Origin of the sequence: Amycolatopsis sp. NBC_00348 (assembly GCF_036114655.1) — a bacterium.
GTDB lineage: Bacteria > Actinomycetota > Actinomycetes > Mycobacteriales > Pseudonocardiaceae > Amycolatopsis.
In genome coordinates, this window is record NZ_CP107994.1 from 8,755,849 (window position 1) to 8,771,200 (window position 15,352).

The 15,352-nt window shown below is 71.8% G+C and carries 17 protein-coding genes; 8 read left to right on the forward strand and 9 right to left on the reverse strand.

Features of this window, described 5'->3' with window-relative positions; all coding sequences use genetic code 11:
- Nucleotides 1-4: 4 nt before the first annotated feature.
- Nucleotides 5-331 (forward strand): hypothetical protein, encoded by a 327-nt coding sequence (locus OHS58_RS39055; protein ID WP_328645724.1) that lies wholly within the window; start codon nt 5-7, stop codon nt 329-331.
- A gap of 3 nt (nt 332-334) precedes the next feature.
- On the opposite strand, the gene OHS58_RS39060 is transcribed toward OHS58_RS39055, so the two are convergent.
- Complete coding sequence (locus OHS58_RS39060) at nt 335-1,969, reverse strand: ABC transporter permease (protein WP_328645725.1); 1,635 nt, start codon at nt 1,967-1,969, stop codon at nt 335-337.
- Complete coding sequence (locus tag OHS58_RS39065; protein WP_328645726.1) at nt 1,966-2,862, reverse strand: ABC transporter ATP-binding protein; 897 nt, start codon at nt 2,860-2,862, stop codon at nt 1,966-1,968. The genes OHS58_RS39060 and OHS58_RS39065 overlap by 4 nt, the downstream gene beginning before the upstream one ends.
- A 93-nt stretch (nt 2,863-2,955) precedes the next feature.
- On the opposite strand from OHS58_RS39065, the gene OHS58_RS39070 reads away from it, so the two are divergent.
- The 4 genes from OHS58_RS39070 to OHS58_RS39085 all read left to right on the forward strand — a co-directional run bounded on the left by OHS58_RS39070 (nt 2,956) and on the right by OHS58_RS39085 (nt 5,635).
- Nucleotides 2,956-3,450: a GbsR/MarR family transcriptional regulator gene (locus OHS58_RS39070; RefSeq protein ID WP_326945704.1), complete on the forward strand. Its 495-nt coding sequence runs from the start codon at nt 2,956-2,958 to the stop codon at nt 3,448-3,450.
- Nucleotides 3,451-3,459: 9 nt separating this feature from the next.
- On the forward strand, nt 3,460-4,137 hold the full coding sequence (locus OHS58_RS39075) for an SGNH/GDSL hydrolase family protein (protein WP_326945705.1): 678 nt from the start codon (nt 3,460-3,462) through the stop codon (nt 4,135-4,137).
- 422 nt (nt 4,138-4,559) lie between these two features.
- Nucleotides 4,560-5,165: an RNA polymerase sigma factor gene (locus OHS58_RS39080; RefSeq protein ID WP_247060070.1), complete on the forward strand. Its 606-nt coding sequence runs from the start codon at nt 4,560-4,562 to the stop codon at nt 5,163-5,165.
- On the forward strand, nt 5,162-5,635 hold the full coding sequence (locus OHS58_RS39085; RefSeq protein WP_328645727.1) for a carboxypeptidase regulatory-like domain-containing protein: 474 nt from the start codon (nt 5,162-5,164) through the stop codon (nt 5,633-5,635). Before OHS58_RS39080 ends, OHS58_RS39085 begins: the two co-directional genes overlap by 4 nt.
- Here the strand turns inward: OHS58_RS39085 and OHS58_RS39090 are convergent.
- Together OHS58_RS39090 and OHS58_RS39095 are read right to left on the reverse strand one after the other, a co-directional pair.
- Nucleotides 5,632-6,372, reverse strand: a complete 741-nt coding sequence (locus OHS58_RS39090; protein ID WP_328649928.1) for a polysaccharide deacetylase family protein — start codon at nt 6,370-6,372, stop codon at nt 5,632-5,634. The genes OHS58_RS39085 and OHS58_RS39090 overlap by 4 nt on opposite strands.
- A 143-nt stretch (nt 6,373-6,515) precedes the next feature.
- Complete coding sequence (locus OHS58_RS39095; RefSeq protein WP_247060074.1) at nt 6,516-6,965, reverse strand: SRPBCC family protein; 450 nt, start codon at nt 6,963-6,965, stop codon at nt 6,516-6,518.
- Nucleotides 6,966-7,033: 68 nt separating this feature from the next.
- Between OHS58_RS39095 and OHS58_RS39100 the strand changes: the two genes are divergently transcribed.
- Both OHS58_RS39100 and OHS58_RS39105 read left to right on the forward strand, forming a co-directional pair.
- Nucleotides 7,034-9,001: an FUSC family protein gene (locus OHS58_RS39100; RefSeq protein ID WP_328645728.1), complete on the forward strand. Its 1,968-nt coding sequence runs from the start codon at nt 7,034-7,036 to the stop codon at nt 8,999-9,001.
- A 23-nt stretch (nt 9,002-9,024) separates the two neighbouring features.
- Nucleotides 9,025-9,258, forward strand: coding sequence for an antitoxin (locus OHS58_RS39105; RefSeq protein ID WP_328645729.1), 234 nt, complete (start codon nt 9,025-9,027; stop codon nt 9,256-9,258).
- A 97-nt stretch (nt 9,259-9,355) separates the two neighbouring features.
- Here the strand turns inward: OHS58_RS39105 and OHS58_RS39110 are convergent, their stop codons facing one another.
- The 3 genes from OHS58_RS39110 to OHS58_RS39120 are packed head-to-tail and all read right to left on the reverse strand — an operon-like array spanning nt 9,356 to nt 12,914.
- On the reverse strand, nt 9,356-10,333 hold the full coding sequence (locus OHS58_RS39110) for a prephenate dehydrogenase (protein WP_326945709.1): 978 nt from the start codon (nt 10,331-10,333) through the stop codon (nt 9,356-9,358).
- A 26-nt stretch (nt 10,334-10,359) separates the two neighbouring features.
- Nucleotides 10,360-12,372 (reverse strand): NADPH-dependent 2,4-dienoyl-CoA reductase, encoded by a 2,013-nt coding sequence (locus OHS58_RS39115; protein WP_328645730.1) that lies wholly within the window; start codon nt 12,370-12,372, stop codon nt 10,360-10,362.
- Nucleotides 12,372-12,914, reverse strand: a complete 543-nt coding sequence (locus tag OHS58_RS39120; protein ID WP_328645731.1) for a PadR family transcriptional regulator — start codon at nt 12,912-12,914, stop codon at nt 12,372-12,374. Before OHS58_RS39120 ends, OHS58_RS39115 begins: the two co-directional genes overlap by 1 nt.
- A 104-nt stretch (nt 12,915-13,018) precedes the next feature.
- Here OHS58_RS39120 and OHS58_RS39125 point away from each other — a divergent pair, with 104 nt between their 5' ends.
- On the forward strand, nt 13,019-13,957 hold the full coding sequence (locus OHS58_RS39125; protein ID WP_328645732.1) for a patatin-like phospholipase family protein: 939 nt from the start codon (nt 13,019-13,021) through the stop codon (nt 13,955-13,957).
- Here the strand turns inward: OHS58_RS39125 and OHS58_RS39130 are convergent.
- Together OHS58_RS39130 and OHS58_RS39135 are read right to left on the reverse strand one after the other, a co-directional pair.
- Nucleotides 13,954-14,418, reverse strand: a complete 465-nt coding sequence (locus OHS58_RS39130; protein WP_326945713.1) for a hypothetical protein — start codon at nt 14,416-14,418, stop codon at nt 13,954-13,956. The genes OHS58_RS39125 and OHS58_RS39130 overlap by 4 nt on opposite strands.
- 84 nt (nt 14,419-14,502) lie before the next feature.
- Complete coding sequence (locus OHS58_RS39135; protein ID WP_328645733.1) at nt 14,503-15,345, reverse strand: SAM-dependent methyltransferase; 843 nt, start codon at nt 15,343-15,345, stop codon at nt 14,503-14,505.
- Between the last annotated feature and the right edge of the window lie 7 nt (nt 15,346-15,352).

Below are 15,352 nucleotides of genomic sequence, written 5' to 3' on the forward strand. Positions count from 1 at the left end.
CCGGATGTCCACCCGACCCAGCTGGGGCTCCGCCGTGGTGATCGGGCTGGCGGGCTTCGCCACCGGATTGCTGGTGGCCGCACTGCTCGTCGCGGGCCGTCCGACCCCGCCTCCCGTCGAGTCCACCCAGCCGGCGCCGACGTCGTCCGCGCCGATCCAGCCCGTCACGGTCACGGCCCCCGCCCCGCCCGCGGCCACGGTCACGGCCGTCGAAACCGTGCCGCCGACGACGTCGACCACCCTCGTGCAGGTGACGGTCTCGCCGACGCCGCCGACGACCACCCCGACCCCGACGTCGACCTCGCTGGTCGCCACCACCAGCCAGGACTGAGCGCTAACCGACGTCGCGGCGGCGCCAGCCGATCAGCCCCGCGCCCAGCGCCACCGCCGTGACCACCAGGAGCCAGACCAGCGGCGTCGCCACGAACGGCTGGCTCGGGAGCTTCGGCGGGTGCTGGAACGGCGAGACGTCCAGCACGCCCTGCGGTGCGTTGACGATCGGGCCGAGCAGGCTGATCAGCAGCGCCAGCGCCCCGACGCCCCAGGCCGCGGCCGAGTAGGCCGGCCGCAGGCCGAAGAGCGTCACCGCCAGCGCGATCACCACCCACGTCGCGGGCAGCTGGACCAGCATCCCGCTCAGCACGTCACCGACCGAGCCGCCGACGTCGTGGGTGCGCAACCCGTTGGCCAGGCCCAGGAACAGGCCGCCGGTCAGCAGCAGCAACGCCGTGCCGAGGAACGCGAACACCAGGTGCCCGCCCGCCCAGCGCAGCTTGCCGACGCTGGTCGCCAGCACCGGTTCGAGCCGGATCGCCGTCTCCTCGCCGCGCATCCGCAGCACGGCCTGGATGCCGTAGAGCGACGCGACCATCGCGAACATACCGGCCATCGTGGCGAGGAACGCCTGCGTGAGGCCGTGCGCGCCGCCGAGCCGTTCCATGATCTGCTGCGCCTGCGGGCTCGAGCCGACGAGACCGCCGATGCCGCTGGCGATCGAGCCGAACACCGCGCCGACGACGGCCATCCCGATCGTCCAGCCGAGCAGCGGGCCGCGGTGCAGCCGCCAGGCCAGCGCGAGCGGGGACCGCAGGCTCGCGGCCGCCCGCGCCGGGCCCGGCCGCGGCGGCAGGAAACCGACGCCGACGTCGCGGCGGGGGAGCAGCCAGTACGCGGTCGCGCCGATCACCAAGGCCAACACCACCGGCAGCAGCAGCACCCACCAGCGTTCGCCGGCGAACGCGCGGATCTGCTGCACCCAGCCGATCGGCGACAGCCACGACAGCCAGCGAGCGTCCACAGTGGAGTCACCCGCGCCGCGCAGCAGGAACGCGGCGCCGACCACGGCCGTGCCGATCCCGTTGGCCGTGCGGGAGTACTCGGCGAGCTGGACGGCGACCGCGGCGACGGCGGTGAACGCCAGCCCGGCCAACGCGATCGACGCGCCGAAGGCGAGCGAGCCGGCCGCGGGCAGGCCCGCGCCGATCATCGAGCCGACCTGGATCAGCCCGATCAGCACGCTCGCCGCGCCGGCCACCAGCACCCCGGCGGTCAGCGCCGCGTACCGGCCGACGACCGCGGACGCGAGCAGCTCGGCGCGCCCGGTGTCCTCCTCGGCACGCGTGTGCCGCGTGACGGTGAAGACCGCCATCAGCCCGATCAGCAGCGCCAGGAACCCGCACATGCGCCAGGCGATGAACCCGCCCGCGCTGGTCAGGTCGAACGGCGGCCCGTAGAGCAGCGCGTACGACGGGTTCGCGGTCGCGCCCGCTTGCAGCGCGAGGCGGTCGGCGTCGGTCGGGTAGAACTGCGCGAACGTCTTGACGGTGCTCGCCGGGATGACGCTGAGCAGCACGATCCAGATCGGCAGGGTCACGCGGTCGCGGCGCAGCGCGAGGCGCGTCAGGTGCCAGGTGCCGGCCAGTTCGTGCGCCGGCGCAACCTCGGTTTCGCGGGAGAGGGTCGCGGTCACTTCGCGCTCGCCTCGGTCGTGTAGTGCCGCAGGAACAGCTCTTCCAGCGTCGGCGGCTGGCTGACCAGGCTCCGCACGCCGACCTGGGTCAGCTGACGCAGCGCCTCGTCGAGCGAGCGCGTCTCGACGTCGAACCGGACGCGGTTGCCGTCGACCTTGAGGTCGTGGACGTTCGCCAGCGTCGCCAGGCCGTTGGGCGGTCCGGCGAGCTCGGCGGTGATCGACGTCCGCGTCAGGTGGCGCAGCTCGGCTAGCGTGCCCGACTCGACCGTCCGGCCGTTGCGGATGATGCTCACCTTGTCGCAGAGCGCCTCGACCTCGGCGAGGATGTGGCTGGAGAGCAGCACCGTGCGGCCCTGCTCGCGCTCCTCCTGGATGGCGTACTGGAACGTCGCCTCCATCAGCGGGTCGAGCCCGGACGTCGGCTCGTCGAGGATCAGCAGGTCCACCCGGGACGCCAGCGCTGCGACGATGGCGACCTTCTGCCGGTTGCCCTTCGAGTACGTCCGCCCCTTCTTCTTCGGGTCGAGGTCGAACCGCTCGAGCAGGTCGGCGCGCCGCTTCTCGTCGAGGCCGCCGCGCAGCCGGCCGAGCAGGTCGATCACCTCGCCGCCGGAGAGGTTGGGCCAGAGGTTGACGTCGCCGGGCACGTAGGCCAGGCGGCGGTGCAGGCTCGCCGCGTCCTTCCAGGGGTCGCCGGCGAGCAGCCGGACGTCCCCCGAATCCGCGTGGAGCAGGCCGAGCAGGACCCGGACGGTGGTCGACTTCCCGGCGCCGTTCGGGCCCAGGAATCCGTGTACTTCCCCAGTAGGTACCTGCAGATCGAGGCCGTCCAGGGCCTTCGTCCGGCCGAACGACTTGTGCAAGCCGGAGATCGCGATGGCATTTTCCATGCTTCGGAAGCTACACTGATTTCACGAAGTTGTGAAGTTAAGAAAATGTCTAGACTGAGTGATCTTGACTGGGTGGTGCGAGAGGATGGCCGGATGACGACGCCTGACACGAAGCGAGATGAAGACGCCGTCCGCCGGTACGTCGAAAGCCTGGCCCTGGTGCTCTCGCAGATCGGGATGCAACGCATGTCCGCGCGGGTGTTCGCGGCCCTGATGACCACCGACGCGGGCCGCCTGACCGCGGCCGACCTGGCCTCCCAGCTGTCGGTCAGCCCCGCGGCCGTCTCCGGTGCCGTGCGCTTCCTGGAGCAGATCGGCCTGGTCGCCAAGGAACGCGAGCCCGGCGAGCGCCGCGACCACTACCGCCTCTTCGACGACCTCTGGTACGCCACGTTCCTCAAGCGCGACCGCATGATCATCATGTGGCGCGACGCGGCCGAGAACGGCATCGACGCGCTGGGCGAGGGGTCACCCGCCGGCGACCGGCTCGCCGAGATGCGGGACTTCCTGTCGTTCATGCTCGAAGAGCTCAACGGGATGTACGAGCGCTGGCACAAGATGCGCGAAGAGAAGAACCGCGCCAGCTAACGTCGAGGCGTGATCCTCCTCCTCGCCGCCCAAGCGGTGTACGTCAAGCGGACGACGCCGCGGCTGCCCGGGGCCGCCGGGCCTGCCGACGGCGTCGTCGCGGGCGCGGGGGAGCCCTTCCGGCTGGCCGTGCTCGGGGAGTCCACAGTGGACGGCGTCGGCGCGGCCACCCACGAAGAGGCGCTGACCGGCTGCCTCGCCCGTGAGCTCGCGCAGGGCGGCCGGGCCGTGCGCTGGCAGGCCGTCGGGCGGACCGGGGCCAACGCCCGGACCGTCCGCGCCGAGCTGGCGCCGCTCGTGGAGCCCGCCGATCTCGTGGTGATCGCCCTCGGCGTCAACGACACGATCGAGCTGCGGACGGCCGCCGGCTACCGGCGTGACCTGCTGGCCCTCGTCGTCGACCTGCGCCGCCGCCTCGGCCCGGTCGACGTCGTCCTCGCCGGTGTCCCGCCGATGGCGCGCTTCCCGTCGCTGCCGCGGCCGCTGCGGGACGTCCTCGCCGCCCGGTCGAGTGCGCTCGACGCGGCGGCCGCCGCCGTGGCACGCGTTCCCGGCGTCACGCACGTGCCGATGGCGCCCGGCCTGCTCGACCCCGAGGCCTTCGCGCCGGATCGCTTCCACCCGGGCCCGGCGGGCTACGCGCGGTGGGCGCAAACGCTTGCCGGTGCACTCTCGGTGATCAAGTAGCCGCATTCCGTCGATCTTCGGAAATTCTCGGGCATTCGTGTATCTGACGGTCCCGCCACTGCGTCCTGTGGAGCAGCCAAGCACGGAGATCGGATCGGGCAGGGGGTGCCGGGTTCGGAGGAAAACGCGGTGGCCGGGAGCCGAGGGGGCCCCCGGACGCCGTCGGCCGGGTGCCCTTCGGGGGAGGGGTCATCCGGCGGGGCCCGTTGGGGAGCGGGCCCGTGAGGGAGGGGAGTACCGGTCGGCGCGAGTCCACACGCCTGCGTCGGCCGGTACCTCCCCCGCAGCCGTTGACCGCGAGCGTGACCGACGAACTAAGAGACTTGATGTATCCGAGATCCACCTGCACGCTCCTTCCCCCCGAAGGACCCGCGATACTGCCGAAGCCGACTCGAAGACGTTTCCGAAGAGGGGCAGATACGGTGACCGACGTGCAAACCGCAGAGGTTGATCCTCCTTGGGAGGGCCTGACCGGCGCCGAGCTGCATGCCGCCTGCATGCACGCGGCGAGAGAAGGCGACCGCCAGGCGATGGCCCGCCTGGTCGACGAGCTCACCCCGCTCGTCTGGCACGTGGCCCGGGCCAACGGGCTCGACCGCTCGGTCGCCGAGGACGTGGTCCAGACCGTGTGGCTCGCCCTCTTCAGCCAGCTCGGGAAGCTGCGTGATCCCAAGGCGCTCGCCGCCTGGTTGATCACCACGACCCGGCGCGAAGCGACCCACCCGCACGGCCGCCGCATCCAGCCCGTCCCGCTGAGCGACGAGGTGGCCGAAGCCATGCCCAGCACCCAACCGGCTCCCGAAGACGAAGCCGTCCGCGCCGACCGCGACCGCCGGGTCTGGCGCGCCTTCGTCCGGCTGCCCCACCGCTGTCAGGAGTTGCTCCGGCTGACCGTCCTCGCGGGCCGCGCGGAGTACCAGCTCGTCGCCGAAGCGCTGCGTATGCCGCGCGGCAGCGTCGGACCGACCAGAGGGCGCTGCCTCGACCAGATGCGCGATCTCCTCGCCAGTGAAGGGGGAAGCCGATGAACGACCTCGGGACGCCGGGCGAGGCCTTTTCCGACGAAATCCTGCTGGCCGACATCGGCCGCTTCCTCGACGAGCTGGACCCGCCGCCGGACGACCTCGTGCAACGGGTCCAGTTCGCGCTCGCGCTGGAGGACCTCGACGTCGAGGTCGCCCGCTGGGAGCGGCTCGACACGCTCGCCGGCGTGCGCGGCAGCGGCACCGGCACGATCACCTTCACCGTCAGCGACCTCACCGTGATGATCAACCTGACCAAGATCGGCAAGCAGCACCGCATCGACGGCTGGCTGGTGCCGGCCGGCCAGTACGGCGTCGAGGTGCGGGTGGCCGAGCACGGGACGACGTCCACGACCGCCGACGAAGGCGGCCGGTTCGTGCTCGACAACGTGCCGCGCGGGACCACGCAGATCCTGGTGCACCTGGGTGACGTGACGTGCCGCCGGACCGTCGTCACGCCGACCGTGGTGCTCTAACCGAGGAAGTCGGCGAGGGGGACGGGTGTGAGCCCGTCCTTCTTCGCCTGCTCGACGAACGCCGTGTAGTCCTCTTTGAACGTCTTCCGGAAGTGCATCAGCACGATGTCGCCCGGCTTGAGCTTGTCGCCGGCCTGGAACTGGACGTGCCCGTCGTTGACCGCGGCCGTCCACAGCACCGCGACGCGCATCCCGCACGCGGCCGCCGCGCGCAGGGTGTTGTGGTCGTAGTTGCCGAACGGCGGCCGGAACAGCACCGGCCGGACGCCGAGGCCCTTCTGGAAGTCGTCGGCGTCGTCGCAGATCTCCTTGCGCTGGAACTCGAACGGCTTGCCCTTGAGGTTCGGGTGGTCGACCGTGTGGTCGCCGAGCGTCGCGCCGGTCGCGTCGAGGATCTGCTTGAAGTAGGCCTCGTGGCCCTTCACGTACTTCTGGTTCAGGAACAGCACCGGGTGCGTGCCGGACTGCTGCATCAGCTTGAGCGCGTCCGGGTCCTTGACCGCGCCGTCGTCCATCGTGAGGAAGACGTACGGCTTGTCGGTGGTGATCTTGCGGACGACCTGGACTTCGCCGTTCGCCGCGGCGGGCGCCTTCTGCTGCACGGTGCCGAACGCGTAGGGCCCGGCCGGCGTCGAGCCGGGGCCGCCGCCGGGCGCCGGGTTCGGCTGGCTGGGCTCGGGCGGCGCCGGCTGGGCGCTCGAACACGCTGCGAGTGTCAACACCGCCGCGGCCACCACTGCTGTCACTCGTCCGTGTCGCTTCTTGCTGAACATCCCCACGTCCCCCTTTCACGCGGTAGTCGAGGACTACCCGAAAGGGTGACGCGGGGGTGAGGCGCGAAGTTGCGTCAAACGATCTTGTGTGGCCTGACGCACCCAGGTCAGTGCCCGGTTTCGGCCGCCTTGACCAGCTTCGCCGAGAACAGCCGGATGACGTTCTTCAGGCCGGCGGCCAGGATCGGGCCGCTGCCGCGCACGGGCTCGGTGAACGAGCCGGTCCAGCGCAGGTGCGTGCCGCCGTCGACGGTCGGGGTGAAGAACACCTCGGCCCGGTAGTCCTTGATCGGGTTGTTCCCGAAGAACGTGTAGACGTGCCGGCGGTCCTGCTCGTACTCGACGGTCTCCTCCTTGATCAGCACCGGCCACAGGCCGACCGCGCGGACGGCGCCCACGCCGTTCGGCTCGTCGGTGCCCTGCCGGGCCCAGCTCGCCTGGATGATCAGTGGTTTTCCCCACTCCGCCCAGCGCGGGCCGTCCGCTTCGCGCGCGAACAGCGCCGCCGGCGGCGCCGTGCTCGTGCGGTTGACCTCGAAGGAGTACTTGCGGCCCACCGGAACCTCCCGCGTTGTTGACAGGTTGATAATTAAGCGTTCCCGGCAGCGTAGGTCAAGATGGGGGCGTGAGCACGCCGCGTCCCGACATCGCCGCGCCGCACTGGCTCGTCCAGCTGCTGCGGAGCAAGCCGGTCCCGGTGCCCTGGAACATGGTCGCCCGGGCCGTGCTCGCCCTCGCCGTCCCGCTGGCCGTGGGCTTCGCGGCGGGCGACATCGCCGTCGGCGCCCTGATCTCGACCGGCGCGCTGCCCGCCGTGCTGTCCGAGTCCGCCGGGCCGTACCGCTACCGCGCGCGACGCCTGGGCGGCGCGACGCTCGCCGCCACCGCCGGGTACGTCGTCGGCCTGCTGACCGGCGGCACGCCGGCGCTGTCCGTGCCCGCGGTGATCCTGGTCGCCGCGGTGTCCGCGCTGATCAGCGCGGCCGGCAGCAACGCCTCGGTGGCCGGGCTGCAGATGTTCGTGTTCTGCGTGCTCGGCACCGGCCAGCACGCGACCGGCGTCCGCGTCGAGATCCTGCTCGGCTACTTCTGCGTCGGCGCCGCGTGGAGCCTGCTGGTCGCGCTCGTCACCTGGACGGTCCGCGCGACCAGCGCCGAACGCAGCGCCGTCGCGCACGTCTACGTCGAGCTGGCCGCGATGCTCTCGGCGACCGACGAAGCCGTCTCGCGGGTGGCCCGCCACCGGCTGACCACGGCCATGAACACCGCCTACGACCAGTTGCTCACCGCGCGCTCGTGGCTCTCCGGCCGCGACGCCGCCTACCGGCAGCTGCTCAACCTGCTCTCGGCGACGACCCCTGCGGTCGAGGCGTCGGTGGCGCTGGTCAACGCCGGCCGCCGGGTGTCCGGCGACGTCATCGACCACTTCGTCGCGCTGTCGGCCGCGGTGCTGGCCAGCCAGCCGCTGCCCGAACCCCCGCCGGAACCGGCCGACGACGCCGACCCGCTGCGGGCCGCGCTCTACGCCGGGCTGGTCCGGATCGGGAAGGGCGACGACCGGAAGCGCCGGGAGCAGGCGCCCTGGTATCGGCGCCTGCGGGACTGGGTGCGCTCGCTCGCGTCCGGCCCGCTGACCTGGATCGCCGCCCTGCGGCTGACGCTGTGCGTCGCGATCGCCGAGGTCGTCGGCCTGCTCGTGCCGCTGGAGCGGTCCTACTGGCTCACCCTGACCGTCGGCATCGTGCTGAAGCCGGACTTCGGGTCGGTCTTCGGCCGCGCGGTGCTGCGTGGCATCGGCACGGTCGTCGGCGTCGGGATCGGCGCCGCCGTGCTGGTCGCGGGCGGGCGCGGCTGGATCCTGGTGGCGCTGATCGCGATCTTCGCCGGCGGTGTCGCGGTCGGGAAGGTGCGCAACTACGGCATCCTCAGCGCGTTCGTGACGCCGTTGATCATCCTGCAGATGGACCTGGCGAACACCGCGAGCTGGGACGTCGTCGTGGCCCGGCTGGTCGACACGGCGCTGGGCTGCGTGATCGTGCTCGTCTTCGGCTACCTGCTGTGGCCCGGCAGCCGTCGTCCGCAGGTCGGCGGCCGGCTGGCCGACGGGCTGGACGCCGTCGCGAAGTACGTCGAGTACGCGCTGGTCGAGGCCTCGTCGGGCGACGCGCGGCTGGCGCGGTCCCGGGCCCGGCGCGGCGCCTACCGGGCCCTGGCCGACCTGCGGACGGCGTTCCAGCAGGTCGTCGTCGAGCCGTCGGCCAACGGCCGCCAGGCGGTGGCGTGGTGGCCGGTGATCGCCGCGCAGGAACGCGTCGCGGACGCCGTCACCGAGGTCGGCGTGACGATCGGGCGTGGGGTGGCGCCGCCGTCGCCGTCGGACGTCGAGCTGCTGACCACCGCGATCGAGGAGCTGGCGGCGTCGATCCGCGAGCAGCGGACGCCGGAATCGGTGCCGCTGCCCGACAGCGAGCAGCTGGCCGGCGTGGTCGACCAGCTGGAGTCGGCGTTCGACGCCGTCCGCGGGCCGGACCTGGTCGAACACACGCCGTTGCGGCTGGTCAGGCGGTTTTTGCCCTACCACAGGCGTACGTGACACGAGTGCTGTTCAATGCACTCATGGGAATCGACTTCGACGCGTTGAAGGGCAAGGCCGAAGACGCCTTGCGGGAGCACAACGACAAGATCGAGCAGGGCCTCGACAAGGCGGCCGACTTCGCGAAGTCGAAGTTCGCCGGCCACGACTCGCAGATCGACGGCGGCGTCGAGAAGGCGAAGGACTTCCTCAACAAGTTCGACAACACCCCGGACAACCCGCCCCCGGCTGCCCCGCCGCCCCCGCCCGCTCAGTAGGTTCCCAAGTCCGTGAATGCCACATTGAGGGCCTTAGTGTCCGTGAATGTGGGATTCACGGACTCAGCGTCCCTGAATGTGGCATTCACGGACGTTCCTACTGGACCTCGCCGGTCGCGACGCCGTCCGCGAGGCCGGTGATCCGGCCGCCGCGCTCGCCGAGTGCGATCAGGCCGTCCCGCGCGTCCGGGGCGGCCAGGCTGATCCGCACGCCCGCCCGCTCGGCGTCCAGGCCGGCCGCAAGCGCTTGCGCGCCTTCGTGTCCGGCGTTGATCGTCGCCGCCAGGCCGCCGGTCGAGGCCAGCGAACCGCGCGCGGCGCCGAGCCGGCCGAGGGCTTCGTCGACGATCGGGAGCAGCGCGTCCCGGTTGCCCTCGGTCATCGCGCGCACCAGGTGCGGGTTCGACCCGGCGACGCGCGTCCCGTCGCGGTAGGAGCCGGCGGCGAGCGACATCGCCAGCGGGCCGCCTTCGGCGCCGATGGTGGCGAGGATCGCGGCGAGCAGGTGCGGCAGGTGGGAGATCCGCGCGACGGCTTCGTCGTGCGACTCCGCGGGCAGCGGCACGACGTGCGCGCCGAGGTCGAGCACCAGCTGCGCCACCTCGGCCCAGGCTTCGAGGTCGGTGTCGTCCTCGACGCCGACCACCCACGCGGCGCCCCGGAACAGCGCGGCGTCGCTGGCCAGCCAGCCCGAGTGGGACGTCCCGGCCATCGGGTGCCCGCCGACGTAGCGCGTGTACGGCACCCGGCGGCGGACGGCGTCCAGCACCGGCGCCTTGACGCTGGTGACGTCGGTGAGCAGGCAGTGCGACGCGTGCTGGGCGACCAGGCGCAGCAGGTCTTCGACGGCCGGCAGCGGCACGGCCAGCACGACCAGCGCGTCGTCGGCGGCGGCCCGGTGCAGCGCGGCCTCGACGTCGGTCGTGACGTCGAACCCCGCTCTGCTGGCCGCGTCGGCGTCCACTTCGGAAACCGCCGCTCCCCACGCCGTGCGGCCGCTCGCGGCCGCCGCGCGCAGCAGCGAACCGCCGATCAGCCCGAGCCCGATCACGCATACGTCTCGCACGGGGTTCATCCTGCCAGTGCCGGACCCCTCCCGGGCTACAGCGCGGCCGCGAGCCGCGTGCCCTGGTCGATCGCGCGTTTCGCGTCGAGTTCGGCGGCGACGTCGGCGCCGCCGATCACGTGCACCGGCCGACCGTGGTCCCGCAGCTCGTCGGCCAGCGCGCGCACGGGCTCCTGACCGGCGCAGACGACGACCGTGTCGACTTCCAGCAGCCGTGCTTCGCCGGCCACGGTGATGTGCAGACCGGCGTCGTCGATGCGGTCGTAGGTGACGCCGGGGATCCGTTCGACACCCTTCGCCTTCAGCGCGGCGCGGTGCACCCAGCCGGACGTCTTGCCGAGCCCGGCACCGATCCCGGACTTCTTGCGCTGCAGCAGGTAGACGTGCCGCGGCGACGGCTCGGGCTTCGGCTCGGCGAGGCCGCCGGGCGCGTGCTCGGGATCGGTGACGCCCCATTCGGTCATCCACGCGTCGAGGTCGAGCGCGGGGGAGCCGAGGTGCGTGAGGAACTCGCTGACGTCGACGCCGATCCCGCCGGCGCCGATCACCGCGACCCGGTCGCCGACCGGCTTCCCGTGCCGGACGACGTCGACGTAGGACAGCACCTTCGGGTGCTCGATGCCGGGCAGCGACGGCACCCGCGGCGCGACACCGGTGGCCACCACGACCTCGTCGAAGTCGGTCAGGTCCGCCGCGGTGACGCGCGTGCCGAGGTGCAGCTTCACGCCGGTCACCTCGAGCCGCCGCTGGTAGTAGCGGATCGTCTCGGCGAACTCCTCCTTGCCGGGGATCTTCCGCGCGATGCCGAACTGGCCGCCGATCTCGTCGTCCGCCTCGAACAGCTCGACGCGGTGGCCGCGCTCGGCGAGCGCGGTGGCGGACGACAGCCCGGCGGGCCCGGCGCCGACGACGGCGATGTGCTTGACGCGCCGCGTCGGGGTGAGCGTCAACGTCGTCTCGTGACCGGCGCGCGGGTTCACCATGCAGGACACGAGCTTGCGCTTGAAGGCGTGGTCGAGGCAGGCCTGGTTGCAGGCGATACAGGTGTTGATCTCGTCTTCGCGGCCGCTCGCGGCCTTCCGGATCCACTCCGGGTCGGCGAGGAACGGCCGGGCCATCGACACCAGATCGGCGTCGCCACGGGCCAGGGCCTCCTCGGCGACCTGCGGCATGTTGATCCGGTTCGACGTCACCACCGGGATCCCGACGTGCGGCTTGAGCTTCCCGGTGACCCAGGTGAACGCGGCGCGCGGCACCGACGTGACGATCGTCGGCACGCGGGCCTCGTGCCAGCCGATGCCGGTGTTGATGATCGTCGCCCCGGCGGCTTCGACGTCCTTCGCGAGCGCGACGACGTCCTCCCACGGCTGGCCGCCGGGCACCAGGTCCAGCATCGAAAGCCGGTAGATGATGACGAAGTCGTCGCCGACCTTCTCGCGCGTCCGGCGCACGATCTCGACGGCGAACCGGCGGCGCTTCTCGGCCGTGCCGCCCCAGGCGTCGGTGCGCTTGTTGGTGCGCTCGGCCAGGAACTGGTTGATCAGGTAGCCCTCGGAGCCCATGATCTCGACGCCGTCGTAGCCCGCTTCGCGCGCGAGAGCGGCGCAGTCGGCGAAGGCGCGGATCTGCTGACGCACGCCGTAGCCGGTCAGCGCGCGCGGCCGGAACGGGTTGATCGGCGCCTTGCGGCTCGACGCGGAGACGCTCAGCGGGTGGTAGGCGTAGCGGCCCGCGTGCAGGATCTGCAGCGCGATCTTGCCGCCGGCCTCGTGCACCGGCGCGGTGAGCTGCCGGTGCTCGCGCGCCTCGGCGGCCGTCGTCAGCTTCGAGGCCAGCGGCAGCAGCCAGCCGGTGCGGTTCGGCGCGAAGCCGCCGGTGACGATCAGCCCGACCCCGCCGCGGGCGCGCTCGGCGTAGTACTCGGCCAGCTCGGGGAAGTGCGCGGCCTTGTCCTCCAGGCCGGTGTGCATCGACCCCATGATCACGCGGTTGCGCAGCGTCGTGAAGCCGAGGTCCAGCGGGGCCAGCAAGTTCGGGTAGTCGGTCATCAGGCGTCCTTCTCGTGGTGGAGAGCAGCGAGAACTTCGTCGAACCACTCGACCTGGCCCTCCTCGACGCGGATGCCGCCGCGCAGGACCAGGTACTGGTGCAGGTGCCGGCCGTGGAGGGCGCCGGGCGCGGGGAAGTCGCGTTTCTCGATCTGGCGGTAGACGTCGAGGCATTCGGCGTGCGCGGAGCGGTGCCGGACGATCTCCGCGGCGACCGCGCCGGGATCCCCGAAGCTCGCGCCGCGGATCTTGACCGCGAGTTCGACGGGCCCGGCCGACGGGTCCGGTTCGCCCAGCCAGCGGACGAGCTCGGCGCGTCCGCCTTCGCCGACCGTGTAGACCTTCTTGTCCGGCCGCCCCGACTGCGCGACGACGTCGACGGCGACCCAGCCGGCCTCTTCCATCCGCTTCAGCACGCGGTAGATCTGCTGGTGGGTGGCGCTCCAGAAGAGCCCGATCGACTTCTCGAACCGGCGCGTCAGCTCGTAGCCCGAGCCGGCGCGCTCGGACAGCGAAACGAGGATCGCGTGCTCCAGTGCCATGCTCAGAGGGTCCTATGCAACGAGTTGCAGTGCAACGAGGCGCCCATCACTTCACCCGCGCGAGTGACGCAAATCGGGTCGACGAATCGCCGTAAAAGACCAGGATGGGAGGAGTGCACCCGGTACTCGAACTGATCTCCGAACGGCTGGCGACCGGCAGTGTCCCGGGCGAACGCACGGACGGCCGGCGCCTCGCGCTGGCCATCGAGGGCGGCAGCAGCCGCGGCACCTACTCGAGCGGGATGGTCCTGGCGCTGGACGAACTGGGCGTCACGCCCGCGTTCGACGCCGTCTACGGCTCGTCGGCCGGCGCGCTGAACGGCGCCTGGCTGCTCTGCGGCCGCTCGTCGACCGGCGTGCGGACCTGGTGGAACCCGGTGGTCATGCGCCGGATCATCAACCCGCTGCACACCCTGCGCGGCCGCGCCGTGATCGACCTCGAATACCTCGTCCACCAGGTCTATTCGGTGCTGGAGCCGATGGACTTCCCGGCGATCCTGGCCAACCCGGTGACGTTCCACCCGCTGGCCACCGACGCCGACACCGGCGAGTCCACCGACCTGCACCCCTTCATCGACGACGTCGACGCGATCAAGGTCGCGCTCGCGGCGTCGTCCTGCATGCCGGTGCTGGCCGGGCCGCCGATCCCGATGGCCGGGCGCCGGTTCGTCGACGCCGGGGTGGCCGAGCCGATCCCGTTCCGCACCGCGCTCGCCCAGGACGCCACGGATGTGCTGGTGCTGCGCACCCGCCGCATGGACGAGTTGCCGGTGCGGCCGCCGCGGGTGCAGGACGTCGTCGTGCCGCGGTTCCTGCGCCGCCAGGCGCCGGGCACGATCACCGCCTGGCACGACACCTACCGCCGCGACGTCGAAGACGAGGAGATCCTCGCGACCGACCCGCGCATCCTCAGCGTCCGGCCGCCGATGGGCGCACCGGACGTGGCCGTGCTGGAACGCGATCCCGAGGTCCTGCACAAGGCCGTCGACCTGGGCAAGAGCGCCGTCCTCGACGTCCTGGAAGGCCTGCGCGAAGCGTCCTAGACGCGCACGGCGTGGTTCGCGCGCGACTGGACGACCAGCCGCTGCGTGCCCAGCGAAACGGCCAGGTAGAGCAGGATCGACGCGCTGCCCAGGCCCTTCGCGCTGCTGTCGATCAGCGCGTCGAGTCCGATGTGGACGCCGATCCCGGCCAGCCACAGCACGATCGTGAGCCAGGTGCCCTGGCGGAACAGCTGCCCGTCCTGGCGCCAGAGCCGCACGGTGTACCCGCGGACCACGCCGAACCCCGCGGCCAGCACCAGGCTGCCGACGAGCAGGCCGATCACCAGGGCCGTCGACGACGCGGACTTGAAGAACGAGCTCAGCTGGAGCACCCCGAGCACCAGCAGGATCAGCAGCACGGTCGGCTTGCGATCCTCCCGGACCGGGCGCTTCTGCGTCTGGCGCCACAGGATCCAGGCCACGACGACGATTCCGATGAGGATGTTGACCGAGCTGTTCACGAGCGTCCCTTCCGCGGTGCGTGGACACCACGGTGCTCGCGCCGGCGCCCCGGAGCGTCAACCCGGGGGTGGAAGCCGGGTGGATCAGGGCTTGCGGGCGATGCCGCCGATCACCCGCGACTCGGACGGCGAACCGGCGAACACGGTCTGGTCGTCCGGGTGCCACGCCGGCGCGTAGACGAGCCCGGGCTCCAGCATCGGCCAGCCGCCGAAGAAGCGCTCGAACTCGGCCATCGGCCGCAGGAACCCCGGGTTGGTCGTGGTCTCGTAGTACTCGAGCAGGTCGATCAGGGCCTGCCGCTCGTCGTCGTTGACCGGGTTCTCGTTGGTCATCTGCGACAGCACCAGCAGCGACCCGGGGGCGAGCTTCCGGCGGTAGAAGGCGAGCAGCCGGTCGGGGTTCCGGTCGTCCTTGATGAAGTGCATGACGGCGTTGATCACCAGGGCGATCGGCTGCCGCACGTCGATGATGGCCGAGGCGGCCACCCGCTCCCAGAGGTCTTCGGGCTGCAGGAAGTCCGCCGCGATCGCGTGGTGGCGCTCCGGGTCGGCGGTGTCGGCGAGCAGCAGCGTCGAGTGCGCGAGCGCGATGGGCTCGTTGTCGATGTAGAGCACGCGGGTGTCGAGCTCGTCGCGCGTCTCGTCGGCGACCTCGTGCACGTTGCCCGCCGTCGGCAGCCCGGAGCCGATGTCGACGAACTGGCGGATGCCGGTGCGCACGCACTCGCGCACGGCGCGGCCGAGGAACTGGCGGCTGGTCAGGCAGTACTCGCCCATCAGCGGCAGCCGGGCGCGGACCTTCTCGGCGAACGCGCGATCGATCGCGTAGTTCGTGTTCCCGCCGATGAAGTAGTCGTAGATCCGGGCGGCGGACGGCCGGTCGAGACTGCTCTCGACGGCCTTGAGCGCGTCGTCGTGGTTGATCATTCGCGTC

What these genes read in the sequence shown, in the direction of transcription:
- OHS58_RS39110 (WP_326945709.1), bottom strand. Translation starts at nt 10,333, where the DNA reads ATGAACCCCGTGCGAGACGTATGCGTGATCGGGCTCGGGCTGATCGGC.
- OHS58_RS39120 (WP_328645731.1), bottom strand. Translation starts at nt 12,914, where the DNA reads ATGGCACTGGAGCACGCGATCCTCGTTTCGCTGTCCGAGCGCGCCGGC.
- OHS58_RS39135 (WP_328645733.1), bottom strand. Translation starts at nt 15,345, where the DNA reads ATGATCAACCACGACGACGCGCTCAAGGCCGTCGAGAGCAGTCTCGAC.
- OHS58_RS39125 (WP_328645732.1), top strand. Translation starts at nt 13,019, where the DNA reads ATGGGAGGAGTGCACCCGGTACTCGAACTGATCTCCGAACGGCTGGCG.
- OHS58_RS39115 (WP_328645730.1), bottom strand. Translation starts at nt 12,372, where the DNA reads ATGACCGACTACCCGAACTTGCTGGCCCCGCTGGACCTCGGCTTCACG.
- OHS58_RS39105 (WP_328645729.1), top strand. Translation starts at nt 9,025, where the DNA reads ATGGGAATCGACTTCGACGCGTTGAAGGGCAAGGCCGAAGACGCCTTG.
- OHS58_RS39065 (WP_328645726.1), bottom strand. Translation starts at nt 2,862, where the DNA reads ATGGAAAATGCCATCGCGATCTCCGGCTTGCACAAGTCGTTCGGCCGG.
- OHS58_RS39055 (WP_328645724.1), top strand. Translation starts at nt 5, where the DNA reads ATGTCCACCCGACCCAGCTGGGGCTCCGCCGTGGTGATCGGGCTGGCG.
- OHS58_RS39070 (WP_326945704.1), top strand. Translation starts at nt 2,956, where the DNA reads ATGACGACGCCTGACACGAAGCGAGATGAAGACGCCGTCCGCCGGTAC.
- OHS58_RS39085 (WP_328645727.1), top strand. Translation starts at nt 5,162, where the DNA reads ATGAACGACCTCGGGACGCCGGGCGAGGCCTTTTCCGACGAAATCCTG.